Below are 16,185 nucleotides of genomic sequence, written 5' to 3'. Positions count from 1 at the left end.
GCCCGGTGTCCGGTACCGTAGCGGGTATGGCGACACGTACTTCCTCCGCGCCTAGAGGAAACCCAGGCGGTAAATCAGGTAGTTCCACGGGCCGGGGCTCGGGCACAGCTGCGTCCAAAGCACGGCCCTCAGGTTCGGCGGGCACCGCACGGACCCGCCAGTTGGCCACCGTCGAACCCAAACAGCCCTGGCTGGTGCGGGTCGTTGCCGGCGCGTGGCTGGGGATTGCCCACGTCGTCGGCGCCGGGGTCCGCCGGGTCGGCTCTGACGTCAGCGACCTCGCCCCCGAGGACCGCCGCGACGGCGCAGCCCTGTTCAATCTCGCGCTCGGCGTCTTCGCCGCCACCTTCGCCTGGTGGGGCTTCCAGGGCTGGTTCCCGGACATGGTCTACGGGATCGTCAACGGCACCTTCGGCTGGATGTCCCTGCTGCTGCCTCTCATGCTCTTCGTCTGCGCTTTCCGCCTGTTCCGCCAGCCCGTTGACGGCCGCGGCAACAACCGGATCGGCATCGGTTTTCTGCTCATGACCTTCGCCGGCACCGGCCTGGCGCACATCATCGGGGGCGAGCCGACCGTCGCCGACGGTTTCGACGGCCTGCGCCAGGCCGGCGGCATGCTGGGCTATCTTGCCGCCGCACCGCTGGCCGCCATCCACGCCGCCGTCCCCGTGGCCGTGTACAGCGTGCTCGCCTTCACCTCGCTGCTGATCGTCACGGCCACACCCTTCGGCGCCATTCCCAGCCGGCTCAGGGACGCCTACGAGCACCTCATGGGCATCGACTTGGAGGAACACGACGCCGACGACGACCACGACCGTAGCTACCTCTACGAAAACGACATCGCTGCCCCGGCGAAGAAGAAGCGCCGGCGGCTCTTCGGCAAAGACGCCGACGCCGACGCCGGCCTGGAAGGCTACGTCGGGGACGAAGCTTTCGAACGTGCCCTTATCGAAGATGAGGAAGCAGCCAAGGAAGCCGAGGCCGCGAAAGCCGCCAAGGGCTCCAAATCCGTGGCTCCCGGCGTGCGCCGGCCCACCCAGGCCGAGATCGCCGTCGAAAAGATCAAGGCTGCCCAGGGCCTCGGCGCCGCCGCAAACGTCGGGGAGAACGCCACCGAGGCGATCCCGCTCGTCACCCCGGGAATGGTGGCCGCAGGGTCCCTGAACCCTGCCGCCGGAACTGCGGCGGCGGCCGCCGCCAAGGTCCCCTCCAACCCGGTGGCGCCGGCGCCGCTGCCCACGCCCATTCCGCAGCGCACCGAACAGCTCTCCCTGGCCGGGGACGTGACGTACACGCTGCCGGCGTCGGACGTCCTGACCCCTGGCTCCATCCCCAAGGAACGCACCGAGGCCAACGACGCGATCGTCGCCTCCCTGACCGAGACCCTCAACCAGTTCAACGTGGAAGCCCAGGTCACCGGCTTCAGCAGGGGCCCCACCGTGACCCGGTACGAGATCGAGCTCTCCCCGGGCACCAAGGTGGAACGCGTCACCGCCCTGTCGAAGAACATCTCCTATGCCGTCGCCAGCTCGGATGTACGGATCCTGAGCCCCATCCCCGGGCGGTCCGCGATCGGCATCGAGATCCCCAACACGGACCGCGAAACCGTGTCGCTGGGGGACGTGCTACGGAGCCAGAACGCCCGGCGGACGGAGCACCCCATGGTGATCGGTGTCGGCAAGGACGTCGAGGGCGGCTACGTCGTGGCGAACCTCGCCAAGATGCCGCACCTTCTGGTGGCCGGTGCCACCGGTGCCGGCAAGTCGGCATTCGTGAATGCCATGATCACCTCCATCCTGATGCGCGCCACCCCGGACGAGGTCCGCATGGTCATGGTGGACCCCAAGCGGGTGGAGCTGACAGCCTATGAAGGCGTCCCGCACCTCATCACACCCATCATCACCAACCCCAAGAAAGCCGCCGAGGCGCTGCAGTGGGTGGTCCGCGAGATGGACGCCCGTTACGACGACCTCGCCAACTACGGCTTCAAGCACATCGACGACTTCAACAAGGCCGTCCGGGCCGGCAAGGTCCACCCGCCGGAGGGTTCCAAGCGGGTCATCCGGCCGTACCCGTACCTGCTGGTGATCGTGGACGAACTCGCCGACCTCATGATGGTGGCCCCGCGCGACGTCGAAGACTCCATCGTCCGCATCACCCAGCTGGCCCGTGCGGCCGGCATCCACCTGGTCCTGGCCACCCAGCGCCCGTCCGTGGACGTCGTCACCGGCCTGATCAAGGCCAACGTGCCATCCCGGATGGCCTTCGCGACCTCCTCCGTCACGGACTCCCGCGTGGTCCTGGACCAGCCGGGCGCCGAGAAACTCATCGGCCAGGGCGACGCTCTCTTCCTGCCGATGGGCGCCTCCAAGGCCATGCGAGTCCAGGGCGCCTGGGTCACCGAGTCCGAGATCCACAAGGTGGTCGAACACGTCAAGGGCCAGCTCAAGGCCGTCTACCGTGACGACGTCGCCCCGGAGGCGCAGAAGAAGCAGATCGACGACGACATCGGGGACGACCTCGAGGTGCTGCTGCAGGCCACCGAACTGGTGGTCACCACCCAGTTCGGTTCCACCTCGATGCTGCAGCGCAAGCTGCGCGTCGGCTTCGCGAAGGCAGGCCGGCTCATGGACCTGCTCGAGTCCAGGGGAGTGGTGGGTCCCTCCGAGGGCTCCAAGGCACGCGACGTCCTGGTCAAGCCGGACGACCTCGCCGCCGTCCTCGCCGCCATGAAGGGCATGGACATGCCCGCCGTCGCTGATTCCCAGACCGCGGCACTGAGTGACAACGCCAACGCCAACATCGCCCAGGGCGGTTACGCGGAAGACCTCGTGGCGGCAGACCTGGACAAGCGCAGCCAGAAAGTTGAGTACTTCGACGGCGCAGACGGCTCGGACGGCTCTGACGGTGGCTCCAGGGGGGCCTCTGATGAGGACGACAGTGGTTCCGAGGACGCCTGGTCGCTCACCGGACGGTAGCCTAGGAAGGTGACTAGCGCCGACGCCAGAAGTGCCGGGTCCGCCTCGCGGATCTGGAACCTGCCCAACATCCTGACGATGCTGCGGATTGTGCTGGTGCCATTTTTCGTCTGGTTCCTCGTCGTTGACGCCCCCGGGCTGGACAGCCAAAACGGCGTCTGGCGCTGGGTCGCGGCGGCGACGTTCGCCGTCGCCATCTACACGGACAAGCTCGACGGCGACATCGCCCGCAGCCGGGGACTCGTCACCGATTTCGGCAAAATCGCCGACCCGATCGCGGACAAGCTCCTCATCGGCTCCGCCCTCGTGATGCTCTCCCTGCTCCAGGAACTCCCGTGGTGGGTCACCGTCCTGATCCTGGTCCGCGAGTGGGGCATCACCGCGCTGCGCTTCTTCGTCATCCGCTACGGCGTGATCCCGGCCTCGCGGGGCGGAAAGCTCAAGACCGTCGTCCAGACGGCGGCCATCTTCCTGTACGTCATTCCGCTGGCCTCCCTGGTGCCGTGGCTGGGGGTTGTGGCCTTCGCCGTCATGATGGTGGCCCTGGCCATCACGGTCTGGACGGGCGGAGAATACGTCATCGAGGCCCTCAAGCTGCGCGCCAGCGGCATCCGGGCACAGCACCAGCAGGCCCAGGAGGGCAAGCCATGACCACTCTGCATCCCAACCTTCACCGCATCGCCGAACAGGCCGTGACCGGAGCCATCGACCGCGGGCTGACCGTCGCCACCGCCGAATCCCTCACCGCTGGCATGGTCGCGGCGGTCCTGGCCGATACCCCCGGTGCCTCCGGGATGCTGCAGGGTGGTGTGGTGTCCTACCAGAACTCGGTCAAGGCCGATGTGCTCGGAGTTCCCCGGGACCTCCTGGACGCCGTCGGCGCCGTGGACGGGCAGGTCGCCGCCGCCATGGCCGACGGCGCCCGGCGGATCTGCGGTGCCGACATCGGCGTGTCCACCACCGGCGTCGCCGGCCCCGAGCAGCACGGAGGTCAGGACGTCGGGTCGGTCTATATCGGCATCGCCACCGCGGACGGGTCGGCCTCGTACGCGTACAGCTTCGAGGGAAGCCGGGCGGAAATCCGCTCTCTGGCCTGCGCGGCGGCCCTGGACCGCCTGCTGGAGGTACTGGCGCCGGCAGGCTACCCTGCGTAAAGTTGCCGGGAACAAAAGTTGATTCCTAATAGTTGTTAGATTGTGTCGCCTCCGAATATGGGAGGCGCCTAGGATGAAAGCATCAATAGTTCGCCCTCTAGCGGCGGACTCGACATACGAGGGAGCAAGGCGATACAGATGGTAAAGCAGCCCGTATCCGTAAACGGCGTTGTCCGCTGGAAGGATGTGGGCCTCGCCGATCAGGCTAAGAGCGAACAGAAGGAGCGCAAGATGGTTGTACTTCGTCACGAAATCGGCGATGTTCTGCGCGATGTCCGCCAACGCCAAGGCCGTACCCTCCGCGAAGTCTCGCACAGCGCCCGCGTTTCACTGGGCTACCTGAGCGAAGTGGAACGCGGCCAAAAGGAAGCCTCCTCGGAGCTCCTTTCCTCGATCTGCTCGGCCCTCGATGTTCCGCTCTCCAGCATGCTCCGCGAAGTCAGCGACCGCGTCGCCGTCGTCGAGGGTGTGGCAGTTCCGGACACCGTCCCGCAGGAGTTCGCACAGCGCTACGGCCGTGACCTGGACCGTGAGCTCAACTCGGACCTGAACGACGAGTTGGCCAAGGGCCTTCTCTCCGGGGCGCGGTAGCCCCGGCCCCATTCGATCTAAGGAAGGTCCCCGGCGGTGTGCCGGGGACCTTTTCCGTGTCCGGGACGGAGCGCCGGACGACAGTTCACGGCAGTGTTCCGCCGCAACACTGCCGTGATGTGCCCTCCGGCGGAGTATTGGGCTCAGGCGTAGTTACGCGGACTCGTCCCTGGGGAAGCCGTCGCGCTCGTACGTGGCGTTGAGCTTGGCCATATAGGCCGCGAGGGCCTGCAGTTCCTCGGCCGGCCACTCTGACAGCCGCTCCCGGAAGACCTCACGCCGGGCGTCCTGGACCTGGTGCATCTTCTCCTCCCCCTTGGCCGTCAGCCTGATCGACTGGGCCCGGCCGTCGAGCGGATCGGCCTCCTTGGACACCAGGCCGAGGTTTTCCAGGAATGCGATCTGCCGGCTCACCGAAGGCTTGCCGACGCCGATGCAGGAGGCCAGCTCGGTCAACCGGATCGGACCCTTCCGGCGGATCACGCTGAGCAGGCCGTAGGCTGCCGGCTCCATGTCCGGATGGACCTGCCGCGAGAGCTGCTGGGACACGGACCGGGCGCGGCGCCACAGCACGCTCAACTGGTGCTCTACAGCGGTCAGGGCGGCGTCCGCGGGATCCTCGGCGTTCCCGGGAGAATTCAGTGAATTTTCGGGGCCCTCGGGTGGGTTGCTCATGGCAACCATTCTAGAGTCCCGGACCGTGAGAGACTTTATTGGTGCGAATCAGTGACTTTTGGCGGCTCATGGACGACGAGTTCGGAGCAGGCTATTCCCGGGTTCTCAGCAGCTCGCTGGTCCTGTCCGGGGTGGGTGGCCGCACCGCGGACCAGGCGCTCAGTGCCGGGGTGCCGCCGCGGCAGGTCTGGCTGGCCCTCTGCGAAGTCCAGGATGTACCGCCTGAGCGCCGGTTGGGCCGCGACGTCAAAACCCGCTGACCCGCGGCGGGACCAGGCCGGTCGAACACACCGAACACTGACACGCCGAACACTGACATGCCGAACACTGACACGCCGCCGGATTGTTCGAATATCTGTTCGGGTGGGACTATGCTTTTTTTAGAGCGCTTTCCACATACGCGATGCAGGCCGGCAACTCTGTCGGTGGGTGCCATTAGCGTCAGTGAAGACAGGTCAGCGATGACAGACGAAGGGCCAATACGGCCACTCCACAGCGAGAAAGCATTAGAGGTGTGAACCATGGCCGCAGCCCCGGATCGCCAGAAGGCGCTCGACGCAGCGCTTGCCCAGATTGACAAGCAGTTCGGCAAAGGCTCGGTCATGCGCCTGGGCGACGAAGTCCGTGCACCCATCGAGGTCATCCCGACCGGCTCCATTGCACTGGACATAGCCCTGGGAATTGGCGGGCTGCCCCGCGGCCGCGTCGTTGAAATCTACGGTCCGGAATCCTCCGGTAAGACCACCGTGGCACTGCACGCGGTGGCCAGCGCTCAGCGTCTGGGCGGCATCGCCGCCTTCATCGACGCCGAACACGCCCTGGATCCCGAATATGCGGCCAGGCTGGGCGTGGACACCGACGCCCTGCTCGTTTCCCAGCCGGACACCGGCGAGCAGGCCCTGGAGATCATGGACATGCTCATCGGCTCCGGCTCGCTTGACGTCATCGTCATCGACTCCGTCGCCGCGCTGGTTCCCCGCGCGGAAATCGAAGGCGACATGGGCGACAGCCACGTCGGTCTCCAGGCCCGCCTGATGAGCCAGGCGCTGCGTAAGATCACCGGCCGCCTGAGCCAGACCAAGACCACCGCCATCTTCATCAACCAGCTGCGTGAAAAAATCGGCGTGTTCTTCGGCTCCCCGGAAACCACCACCGGTGGTAAGGCCCTGAAGTTCTACGCCTCGATCCGTATTGACGTCCGCCGGATCCAGACCCTCAAGGAGGGCGCGGACTCCGTCGGTAACCGCACCAAGGCCAAGATCGTCAAGAACAAGATGGCCCCGCCTTTCAAGATCGCCGAGTTCGACATCATCTACGGCCAGGGCATTTCCCGTGAGGGCGGCATCATCGACATGGGCGTCGAGCACGGCCTGATCAAGAAGTCGGGATCCTGGTTCACGTACGACGGCGACCAGCTCGGCCAGGGCATGGAGAACTCGCGCCGCTTCCTGCGCGACAACCCTGAGCTCGCCTCCGAACTGGAGCGTCTCATCAAGGAGAAGCTCGGCGTCGGGGTGAAGGCCCCGGCCGAGACCGAAGCATCGCCGAAGCTGAAGGCCGTTGACGGCTTCTGACGGCCTGGTGTCCGAAGGCACGCCTTCACGACGCGGAGCGCGCAAAGGGGCAGGATTCTCATCCGGGAGTCCTGCCCCGGGCGTTGCCGACCGCGCCGGGCGTGAGGACAGTCCTCAGGACGGGCGCCGTCGTTCCCGTCCCTCGCCCGAGCAGCGCCGGGACGCAGATCCGGCGGCGGTAGCCCGGGCCATCGTGCTGCGGCAGTTGACGTCGTCGCCCAAGAGCAGACTTCAGCTTGCCCGAAAGCTGGCCGAGCGAAACATCCCCGGCGATGTCGCCGAAGCCGTACTGGACCGCTTCGAAGAGGTCCGGCTCGTCGACGACGCGGAGTTCGCGGACATGTGGGTCCGGAGCCAGTCCCAAAGCCGAAAGCTCGCGAAAGGCGCCCTGCGGCGGGAACTCGCGGACAAAGGCATCGACGCGGACACCGCCGCCATCGCCCTGGAACAGCTCAGCGACGAAGACGAGGAGGCCGCGGCCCGGGAACTCGTCCAGCGCAAACTTCGCGGCGTCACCGGATTCGAAGACCGCGAGGTGCGGGACAAGACCACGCGCCGGCTGGCCTCGATGCTCGCACGCAAGGGGTACCACCCCTCGCAGGCCTTCAGGATCGTGGGCGAGGTGCTCGAAGCCGTGGCAGCGGGGGCGGAAGCAGACCCGGACTATTGAATCCGGAGTCTACTGAACCCGGAGTCGGGTGAACCCTCCGGCACGGCGGCGGCGCGGACCCGTTACCCTTAACAGGTGAGTTTGACCATTCCCTCCCCAGCAGCCGGTACCACGCCCTCCCTGGACTCCTCGTCTGCAGCTGACGCCTTGCCCGCGCATGCTGCCGCGCAGCCGCGTACCTACCAGGTGCGCACTTTCGGCTGCCAGATGAACGTGCACGATTCCGAGCGGATGTCCGGGATGCTCGAAGCCGCCGGCTACGTCCCCGCCGCAGGTGAGCTGGCCGACGTCGTGGTCTTCAACACCTGCGCAGTCCGGGAGAACGCCGACAACAAGCTCTACGGCAATCTCGGCATGCTGGCTCCGGTCAAGGCCGCCAACCCCGGCATGCAGATCGCCGTCGGCGGCTGCCTGGCGCAGAAGGACCGCGACACCATCTTGAAGAAAGCACCCTGGGTGGACGCAGTCTTCGGCACCCACAACGTCGGTGCCCTTCCCGCCCTGCTGGACCGGGCGCGGCACAATAACGAGGCGCAGCTGGAAATCCTCGAATCTCTCGACGTCTTCCCCTCCACGCTTCCGACCAAGCGGGACTCGGTCTACTCAGGCTGGGTGTCGATTTCCGTGGGCTGCAACAACACCTGCACCTTCTGCATCGTCCCGGCCCTGCGGGGCAAGGAAAAGGACCGCCGGCCCGGTGACATCCTGGCCGAGATCCAGGCCCTCGTTGACGACGGCGCCATCGAAGTCACCCTGCTGGGCCAGAACGTGAACTCCTACGGCGTCGAATTCGGCGACCGGCAGGCCTTCTCCAAGCTCCTGCGCGCCTGCGGGGACATCCCCGGCCTGGAACGCGTCCGGTTCACGAGCCCGCACCCGGCCGCCTTCACCGATGACGTCATCGACGCCATGGCCGAGACCCCCAACGTCATGCCGCAGCTGCATATGCCGCTGCAGTCCGGCTCGGACAAGGTCCTCAAGGACATGCGCCGTTCCTACCGCTCCACGAAGTTCCTCGGCATCCTGGACAAGGTCCGGGAAAAGATCCCGCACGCGGCCATCTCCACCGACATCATCGTCGGGTTCCCCGGTGAGACTGAAGAGGACTTCCAGGCCACCCTCGACGTCGTGGAGAAGTCGCGCTTCGCCACCGCCTTCACCTTCCAGTACTCCAAACGCCCCGGCACCCCCGCCGCGGACCTCCCGGACCAGCTGCCCAAGGCCGTGGTCCAGGAACGCTTCGAACGCCTCACCGCGCTGCAGGACCGGATCGCTGCCGAGGAAAACGCCCGCCAGCTCGGCCGCCGTGTCGAGGTCATGGTCACGGCCCAGTCCGGCCGCAAAGCCGAGGAAACCCACCGGCTCTCCGGCCGCGCCCAGGACCAGCGGCTGGTCCACTTCTCCGTCCCCGCCGGCGCCGAAGTGCCCCGCCCCGGCGATCTCGTGACCGTCACCATCACCGAGGCTGCGTCCTTCCACCTCGTCGCCGACCCGGTGACGGCGGCGGACGACTACAGCCTCCGCCGCTCCCGCGCAGGCGATGCCTGGGACAGGTCCCAGGCCGACTCCTGCGGCGCGCCGGCGCCGGGGGCCGCCTCCGGCAGGACGGGTGTGTCTTTGGGCATGCCCACCCTACCGGTCCGCGGCCGCTAGCCCGTGGCAGGTCCGGAGGGCATTCCGGCCGGCAAGGCACAGGAGGACACTCAGGCCGTCGCAGTGCGGGACGCACCGCCGGTGATAGCCGTCGTCGGGCCGACCGGTTCCGGCAAGTCCGACCTTGCCGTCTCGCTCGCGCTGGAGCTCGACGGCGAAGTCATCAACGCCGATTCCATGCAGTTCTACCGCGGCATGGACATCGGCACTGCCAAGATCACCGACGCCGAACGCAGGGGGGTGCCGCACCACATCCTGGACATCCTGGACGTGACCGAGGAAGCCAGCGTCTCGGACTTCCAGCAGCAGGTCCGCGCGCTCATCACGGACATCCATACCCGCGGCAAGCGCGCCATCCTCGCCGGCGGCTCCGGGCTCTACGTCCGCGCCGCCCTTGACGTGCTGGAATTCCCTGGCACCGATCCTGCCATCCGCCGCCGGCTGGAGGCGGAACTGGAAGCGGACGGCCCCGCCCCGTTGCGGGCCCGGCTGGAGACCGTGGATCCGGTGTCCGCCGGCCGGCTCGGCGATGCCCGCCGCATCATCCGAGCCCTCGAGGTCCACGAACTGACCGGGCGGCCCTTCAGTTCCTTCATGCCCACCCGCGAGTATTTCCAGCCTGCCGTCCAGATCGGCCTCGAGGTGGACCGCGAACTGCTCAGGGAGCGGCTCGCCCGCCGCGTCCACGCCATGGTGGACCAGGGGTTGCTCGAAGAGGTCCGGCGGCTTGATGGGGCCGGGCTCCGGCTGGGCAGGACCGCCCCGCGGGCCCTCGGCTACGCCCAGTTCCTCCGGGTCCTCGACGGCGAGGCCGGCCTCGAACAGGCGGCCGAGGAGACCATCGTCGCGACCCGGCAGTTCGCCCGCCGCCAGCTGACCTGGTTCCGGGCGGACCCCCGCATCCACTGGCTGGACTGGCAGGATCCCGGCCTCGTGACCAAGGCCGCCGCACTGTGCCGCCCCGGCCATCCGGGACCGGTAACCTTGAATCATGGATGAAACCCTCGCCGCAGCCGTTGACCGAAACGCAGAAGCCAATACTGCGGCCCTGAGCGGACTCAAATTCTCCAAAGGACACGGCACGGGCAATGACTTTGTGCTCCTCGCCGACCCGAACGGCACCCTGTCCGTCACCCCGGAGCAGGTCGCAGCACTGTGCGACCGCCACCGCGGCATCGGCGGAGACGGCCTGATCCGCGCCGTCCCCTCACGGCTGCTCCCGGAAGGCCAGGAGCTGCTCACGGAGCACCCGGACGCCGAATGGTTCATGGACTACCGCAACGGCGACGGCTCGCTCTCGGAAATGTGCGGCAACGGGGTCCGCGTCTTTGTGCACTTCCTGATCGCCGAAGGCCTCGTCGAGCTGCCCGCCGGGGAATCCCTGACCATCGGCACCCGCGGCGGGGCCAAGACGATTGTCCGCACCGCGGCAGGGTACGCCGTCGACATGGGCCCCTGGGAGTTCATCTTCCCGGGCGAGGCCACCGCGCGGGCCATGGATTCGCTGGTCAGCGCCACAGGACTTGAGGTCGCGCGGCCCGCTCTGTCCGTGAGCATGGGCAACCCGCATACCGTCGTTGCACTGGCCGAACTGGCAGAGCTCGAGGCCACGCAGCTGTTCACCGCTCCCCATGTGGATCCGACGCCGCCCCACGGCACCAACGTCGAGTTTGTTGTGCCCTCCGAGCCGCTGGTGCACGACGGCGTCGGAACCATCACCATGCGCGTTCACGAGCGGGGTGTGGGCGAAACCCAGTCCTGTGGCACCGGCGCCTGCGCGGCCGCCGTCGCGATCCGCCACTGGGCCGGCCAGGGCGCCCCGGACGTCTGGAACGTCCACGTGCCAGGCGGTGTCGTCGGCGTGAAATTCTTCCTCGGCACCGAAGGCCACGAGCATGTCGAGCTCAGCGGCCCGGCCGTGCTCGTGGCTAGCGGGACGCTTTCCTGACCCGCAGGATGCGGAACGACTTCGAGGTGCTCTCGCGCGTCACGGTGAAGCTGCTGTCCAGCTCGGCGGCAAGCCAGCGCTGAAGCGAATCGGACCCCAGGTTCTTCTGCACCACGAGCCAGGCCGAGCCGCCCTCGGCCAGCCGCGGCAGCCACAGGAGCAGCAGGGCATGAAGCTCGTCTTTGCCGATCCGGATCGGCGGGTTGGACCAGATGGTGTCGAAACGCAGCTCCGGATCGACGGCGTCGGGTGTGCTGGCTGTGAGATTTCCCAGCCCCAGGAGCGCCGCGTTCTCGTTCGTCAGCGTCACGCAGCGCTCGTTCACATCCACCGCGCAGACGCGTGAATGAGGTGCCCGCAGCGCCATGGTCAGCGCGATCGGGCCCCAGCCGCAGCCGATGTCCAGAAGGTTTCCCTGTGGCGCAGGGGAGGGCACATCGGCCAGCAACACGGCCGTTCCCTTGTCGATGCCGTCCGGGCTGAAGATTCCCGAGGCGGTCTGCAGGTGGCGTGTCTCACCGGCAAGCTCCACGGTCAGTGGCTTGCGGGTGAACGGCCCGGCCGGCTGGGCGCTGAAATAGTGTGCAGACTCCATAACTGGCCAGATTAGTTGGCCCTCGACCTGTATGGGAAACCGATGGGAACCGCAGGGGAAACCGATGGGAACCGATGGGAAACCGATGCGAACCCCGATGCGAACCCGCCGGGAAGCAGTGGCCGCCCCGCCGGGCGCCTGCCGGTCCGGGCAGAATGACAGTCTGCTAGTCTTTGAGGCATGTTCTTGAACTTCAAGTAGCCGGCACGGGTTAAGTCCCGTCCCCGCAGCGACGCAGGTCCCTACCTTCCGCAAGTTTCTTTCGTGCAGCGCGCCCAATCCAGTGATTCCTTCCCTGTCCGGCGCCCGCATCACTTGGAGTCCCGCAATGCTCAGCGAATGAACATCCCTCGAAAGCGGCCTGATCCGCCAGGATCGGTCCTTAGTTTCCGCCCACTTCTCCCGCTCCCACCCGGAGCCCACCCTGCCCCGGCACCGCCGCCGCGGGCATCCCAGGAGGCCCGTTTGACCAATAGTCGTCAGCCCAGCGCGAATTCCGCCCCACACGGCACCGATCGGCACTATTCTGAAATTGCCGAACCTTCAAAGGAGACCATGACCAGTCAGCCCAACACCGGACCCGATTCAGCAGCCCAGGACATGAGTCCTGCGGAAATCCAAGCTGTCATCGACCGGATCCTCTCCAAGGAAACCCCTGCCCGGAAGGCGTCCCCGGCCGCCGGCGAGTCCAAGTCGGTGCTCGGCAAGGCCCAGGCGATCTCACGGCCGGACGAGGAACACAGCAACTACGACGGCGACCAGCAGGACCTTGAGGAACGGCACGCACTGCGCCGTACCGGCAGCCTGTCCACCGAACTGGAAGACGTCACCGAGGTCGAATACCGGCAACTGCGCCTCGAACGCGTCGTCCTCGCCGGTCTCTGGACTGAAGGCACCCTCGCCGACGCCGAGAACTCGCTGCGCGAACTCGCCGCCCTGGCCGAGACCGCCGGCTCGGAGGTCCTCGATGGGATTGTGCAGCGCCGCCAGAAGCCCGATCCGGGCACCTTCCTTGGCTCCGGTAAGGCCCAGGAACTCAAGGACATCGTGATGTCCACCGGCGCGGACACCGTCGTGGTCGACGCCGAACTGGCTCCGTCCCAGCGCCGCAGCCTGGAAGACATTGTCAAGGTCAAGGTCATCGACCGCACGGCCCTGATCCTCGACATCTTCGCGCAGCACGCCAAGAGCCGCGAAGGCAAGGCCCAGGTCGAACTGGCCCAGCTCGAATACCTGCTCCCGCGCCTGCGCGGCTGGGGTGATTCGATGTCCCGCCAGGCCGGTGGGCAGGTGGGCGGCGCCGGTGCCGGCATGGGCTCGCGTGGTCCCGGTGAAACCAAGATCGAACTGGACCGGCGCCGGATCCGCACCCGGATGGCCAAGCTGCGGCGCGAGATCGCCGCGATGAAGCCAGCCCGGGAAACGAAGCGCGCCAACCGCCGTCGTAATGCAGTGCCCTCGGTGGCAATCGCCGGCTACACCAACGCCGGCAAGTCGTCACTGCTGAACCGGCTGACCGACGCCGGCGTCCTGGTGGAGAACGCACTGTTCGCCACCCTCGACCCGACGGTCCGCAAGGCCGAAACCTCGGACGGACTGGGCTACACCCTCGCCGACACCGTGGGGTTCGTCCGCTCGCTGCCCACCCAGCTCGTGGAGGCTTTCCGCTCCACCCTGGAAGAGATTGCCGACTCGGACCTGATCCTGCACGTCGTCGACGTCTCCCACCCGGATCCGGAGGGCCAGATTGCCGCCGTCCGCAAGGTCTTCAGCGAGGTCGACGCCCGCAAGGTGCCGGAAATCATCGTCCTGAACAAGGCCGACGCCGCCGACCCGTTCGTGATCGAACGGCTCAAGCAGCGCGAACCGCGCCACATTGTGGTGTCGGCACGCACCGGCGAGGGCATCCCGGAACTGCTCAAGGCCATCAGCGAGGGCATCCCGCGGCCCAGCGTGAAGCTGGAACTGATGATCCCGTACAACCGTGGGGACCTGCTCAACAAACTGCACGAGACCGACGCCGAGATCCTCAGCCTCGACCACGAGGAGACCGGCACCCGCGCCGTCGTGATGGTGCGCGAGGGCCTGGCCGCTGAACTGGATTCGTTCATCAGCAATGACTGAGGCAGCGGTGGCCGGGGGGGACCCGGACGCGAACCGCCCGGCGGGGGAGGACCCGGAAGGGGACGCGTCCGGCGGAAAGGCTTCAGCAGGCAAGGCTTCATCAGGCAAGGGTTCAGCAGGCAAGGGTTCAGCAGGAACCGGCGGACCACCCGGCGAGGAGTTCGTGATCGATCTGCTCGACAGGGCGGTGTCAGGCATGGGCGGACAGAGCCGCAGCGGCCAGCACGAGATGGCCCGGCAGGTGGCGCAGGCAATCGACACCGGCGACCATCTGCTGGTCCAGGCCGGCACCGGCACTGGCAAGTCCTTGGCCTACCTGATCCCGCTGATCGCGCATTCCCTTGTCAGTGACAAACCCACCCTCGTCTCCACCGCCACGCTGGCCCTGCAGACCCAGATCGTGGGCCGCGACCTGCCCAGGCTGCTCAAGACCATCACCCCTGCCCTGGACCGCCCGGTCAAGGTGGCCCTCGTCAAGGGCCGCTCCAACTATGTGTGCAAACACAAGCTCGAGGGAGGCTTCCCTTCCGAAGAACCCTCCGAGGGCCAGCTCTTCTCCCTCGGCGAGGACACGTCCGTGCCGCACTTCGCTGCCGCCATGGGCGGCCCTTCCTCCCAGCTCGGCAAGGAAGTCGTCCGGCTGCGCGAATGGGCCGAGGAGACCGCCACCGGGGACCGTGACGAGCTCATGCCCGGTGTGACGGACCGCGCCTGGCGCCAGGTCTCCGTCACGTCGATGGAATGCCTCGGCGCGCAGAAGTGCCCCCTGGCGGCCGAATGCTTCAGCGAACTGGCCCGGCAGAACGCTGCCGACGCCGACGTCGTCGTCACCAACCACGCCATGCTGGCGGTCAGCGCCTTCGAAGGCCTCGCCGTGCTGCCCGAGTACGACGTCGTGGTGGTGGACGAGGCGCACGAGCTGCAGGACCGCGTCACCGGGGCCGTGTCCGGCCAGCTCTCCGTGGCAATGGTGCATGTCGCCGCCTCCGGGGCCCGGAAGCACACCGGCATCACGGTGGACGCGCTCAACAACGCCGCGTCCAACCTCGAGCTTGCCATTGAAGGCGTCCCCAGCGGGCTGATGCCCAACGGGCTCAACAGCGAGCAGCTCGACTCCGTGGACCAGCTGCGTGACGCCTGCCGCGCCGCGCTCTCCGATTCCAAGGGGGACAGCGCCAACACCGCCGACGGCGGGCGCCAGCTCGCGCGCTCCCGCCTCATGGTCATCCTGGAACTCTGCGAACGGCTGCTCGCTGCCCGCGAAAACCGCGAGGTGGTCTGGTTTTCCCGGAACAGCACTTTCGACCCTGCGCAGGGATACTCCCAGCCGGACGAGAGCGCACCGGCCCTGATCAACGTGGCCCCGCTGAGCGTCGCCGGACGGCTCCGCGAGGGTCTGTTCGCGGACCACACGGTCATCCTGACCTCGGCCACCCTGGCCATCGGCTCCGCCTTCGAACCGGCGGCCGGAGGTCTGGGCCTGGTAGGCCCCGGCGCGCCCAGCTGGACCGGAGTCGACGTCGGCTCGCCCTTCGACTACCCCAAGCAGGGCATCCTCTATGTTGCCAAGCACCTGCCCAAGCCCGGCCGCGGCACGTCCCCGGAGGCGCTGGACGAGCTGGAAAAACTGATCCGGGCTTCCGGCGGAGGGGCACTGTGCCTCTTCTCGTCCCGGCGGGCTGCCGAGGACGCCGCCGAGGCGATGCGCCCCCGGCTGGACATGACCATTCTGTGCCAGGGGGATTCGACCATGACGGCGCTCGTGCGCCAGTTCGCCGATGAACCGGACACCTGCCTCTTCGGCACCATGTCCCTGTGGCAGGGCGTCGACGTCCCGGGGGGCTCCTGCCGGCTCGTAGTCATCGACAGGATTCCGTTCCCGCGGCCGGATGACCCGCTCATGACAGCGCGCTCCCGCGCGGTGGCCCAGGCCGGCGGCAACGGATTCATGAGTGTGTCCGCAACCCACGCCGCGATCCGGCTGGCCCAGGGAGCCGGACGGCTGATCCGCACGACGACGGACAAGGGAGTCGTGGCGGTGCTGGATTCGCGGCTGTCCACGGAACGCTACGGGGGATTCCTCCGGGCCGCTCTGCCGCCGTTCTGGCCGACCACCGATCCGGCAATTGCCATGGCGGCTTTGGAACGGCTCTACAAGGAGTCGGCGCAGACCGCCAAGTAGGCGGACGGAGCACCCCGCAGCAGGGAATGTGTTGGGCCCCG

General features: G+C 67.4%; 14 protein-coding genes. 12 read left to right on the top strand and 2 right to left on the bottom strand.

The window, feature by feature from the left end:
- Positions 1 to 26: 26 nt before the first annotated feature.
- The 4 genes from ACVWZ8_RS00655 to ACVWZ8_RS00640 all read left to right on the top strand — a co-directional run bounded on the left by ACVWZ8_RS00655 (position 27) and on the right by ACVWZ8_RS00640 (position 4,723).
- Positions 27 to 2,978, top strand: a complete 2,952-nt coding sequence (locus ACVWZ8_RS00655; RefSeq protein WP_456503466.1) for a DNA translocase FtsK — start codon at positions 27 to 29, stop codon at positions 2,976 to 2,978.
- 9 nt (positions 2,979 to 2,987) lie between these two features.
- On the top strand, positions 2,988 to 3,629 hold the full coding sequence (pgsA, locus tag ACVWZ8_RS00650) for a CDP-diacylglycerol--glycerol-3-phosphate 3-phosphatidyltransferase (protein WP_426976796.1): 642 nt from the start codon (positions 2,988 to 2,990) through the stop codon (positions 3,627 to 3,629).
- Positions 3,626 to 4,132 carry a CinA family protein gene (locus ACVWZ8_RS00645; protein WP_426976797.1) on the top strand — a complete coding sequence of 169 codons (507 nt, stop codon included), beginning with the start codon at positions 3,626 to 3,628 and terminating at the stop codon, positions 4,130 to 4,132. The genes pgsA and ACVWZ8_RS00645 overlap by 4 nt, the downstream gene beginning before the upstream one ends.
- 138 nt (positions 4,133 to 4,270) lie before the next feature.
- Positions 4,271 to 4,723, top strand: coding sequence for a helix-turn-helix domain-containing protein (locus tag ACVWZ8_RS00640; protein ID WP_426976799.1), 453 nt, complete (start codon positions 4,271 to 4,273; stop codon positions 4,721 to 4,723).
- A 153-nt stretch (positions 4,724 to 4,876) separates the two neighbouring features.
- Here ACVWZ8_RS00640 and ACVWZ8_RS00635 read toward each other — a convergent pair whose 3' ends face one another.
- Positions 4,877 to 5,398, bottom strand: coding sequence for a MarR family winged helix-turn-helix transcriptional regulator (locus ACVWZ8_RS00635; protein WP_426976801.1), 522 nt, complete (start codon positions 5,396 to 5,398; stop codon positions 4,877 to 4,879).
- Between the two features lie 41 nt (positions 5,399 to 5,439).
- Between ACVWZ8_RS00635 and ACVWZ8_RS00630 the strand changes: the two genes are divergently transcribed.
- The 6 genes from ACVWZ8_RS00630 to dapF all read left to right on the top strand — a co-directional run bounded on the left by ACVWZ8_RS00630 (position 5,440) and on the right by dapF (position 11,243).
- Positions 5,440 to 5,658 carry a DUF3046 domain-containing protein gene (locus ACVWZ8_RS00630; RefSeq protein WP_426976803.1) on the top strand — a complete coding sequence of 73 codons (219 nt, stop codon included), beginning with the start codon at positions 5,440 to 5,442 and terminating at the stop codon, positions 5,656 to 5,658.
- A gap of 261 nt (positions 5,659 to 5,919) precedes the next feature.
- Positions 5,920 to 6,972 carry a recombinase RecA gene (gene recA, locus ACVWZ8_RS00625; protein ID WP_456503465.1) on the top strand — a complete coding sequence of 351 codons (1,053 nt, stop codon included), beginning with the start codon at positions 5,920 to 5,922 and terminating at the stop codon, positions 6,970 to 6,972.
- A 190-nt stretch (positions 6,973 to 7,162) separates the two neighbouring features.
- Positions 7,163 to 7,642, top strand: coding sequence for a regulatory protein RecX (locus ACVWZ8_RS00620; RefSeq protein WP_456505884.1), 480 nt, complete (start codon positions 7,163 to 7,165; stop codon positions 7,640 to 7,642).
- Positions 7,643 to 7,717: 75 nt separating this feature from the next.
- Positions 7,718 to 9,295 carry a tRNA (N6-isopentenyl adenosine(37)-C2)-methylthiotransferase MiaB gene (gene miaB / locus ACVWZ8_RS00615; RefSeq protein WP_456503464.1) on the top strand — a complete coding sequence of 526 codons (1,578 nt, stop codon included), beginning with the start codon at positions 7,718 to 7,720 and terminating at the stop codon, positions 9,293 to 9,295.
- 63 nt (positions 9,296 to 9,358) lie between these two features.
- Positions 9,359 to 10,294, top strand: a complete 936-nt coding sequence (miaA, locus tag ACVWZ8_RS00610) for a tRNA (adenosine(37)-N6)-dimethylallyltransferase MiaA (RefSeq protein WP_456505883.1) — start codon at positions 9,359 to 9,361, stop codon at positions 10,292 to 10,294.
- Positions 10,287 to 11,243 carry a diaminopimelate epimerase gene (gene dapF / locus ACVWZ8_RS00605; protein WP_456503463.1) on the top strand — a complete coding sequence of 319 codons (957 nt, stop codon included), beginning with the start codon at positions 10,287 to 10,289 and terminating at the stop codon, positions 11,241 to 11,243. Before miaA ends, dapF begins: the two co-directional genes overlap by 8 nt.
- Here dapF and ACVWZ8_RS00600 read toward each other — a convergent pair.
- Complete coding sequence (locus tag ACVWZ8_RS00600) at positions 11,224 to 11,838, bottom strand: class I SAM-dependent methyltransferase (protein WP_426976813.1); 615 nt, start codon at positions 11,836 to 11,838, stop codon at positions 11,224 to 11,226. The genes dapF and ACVWZ8_RS00600 overlap by 20 nt on opposite strands.
- 555 nt (positions 11,839 to 12,393) lie before the next feature.
- Here ACVWZ8_RS00600 and hflX point away from each other — a divergent pair.
- On the top strand, positions 12,394 to 13,962 hold the full coding sequence (gene hflX, locus ACVWZ8_RS00595) for a GTPase HflX (RefSeq protein ID WP_426976815.1): 1,569 nt from the start codon (positions 12,394 to 12,396) through the stop codon (positions 13,960 to 13,962).
- The gene (locus ACVWZ8_RS00590; protein WP_456503462.1) at positions 13,955 to 16,144 is read left to right on the top strand and encodes an ATP-dependent DNA helicase; all 2,190 of its coding nucleotides are present in this window, start codon (positions 13,955 to 13,957) and stop codon (positions 16,142 to 16,144) included. Before hflX ends, ACVWZ8_RS00590 begins: the two co-directional genes overlap by 8 nt.
- The last annotated feature ends 41 nt before the right edge of the window (positions 16,145 to 16,185 follow it).

The organism is Arthrobacter sp. UYCu723 (assembly GCF_054059215.1).
Note: the sequence above shows the minus strand (reverse complement) of the source record. Positions and strands in the feature narration are given on the sequence as shown.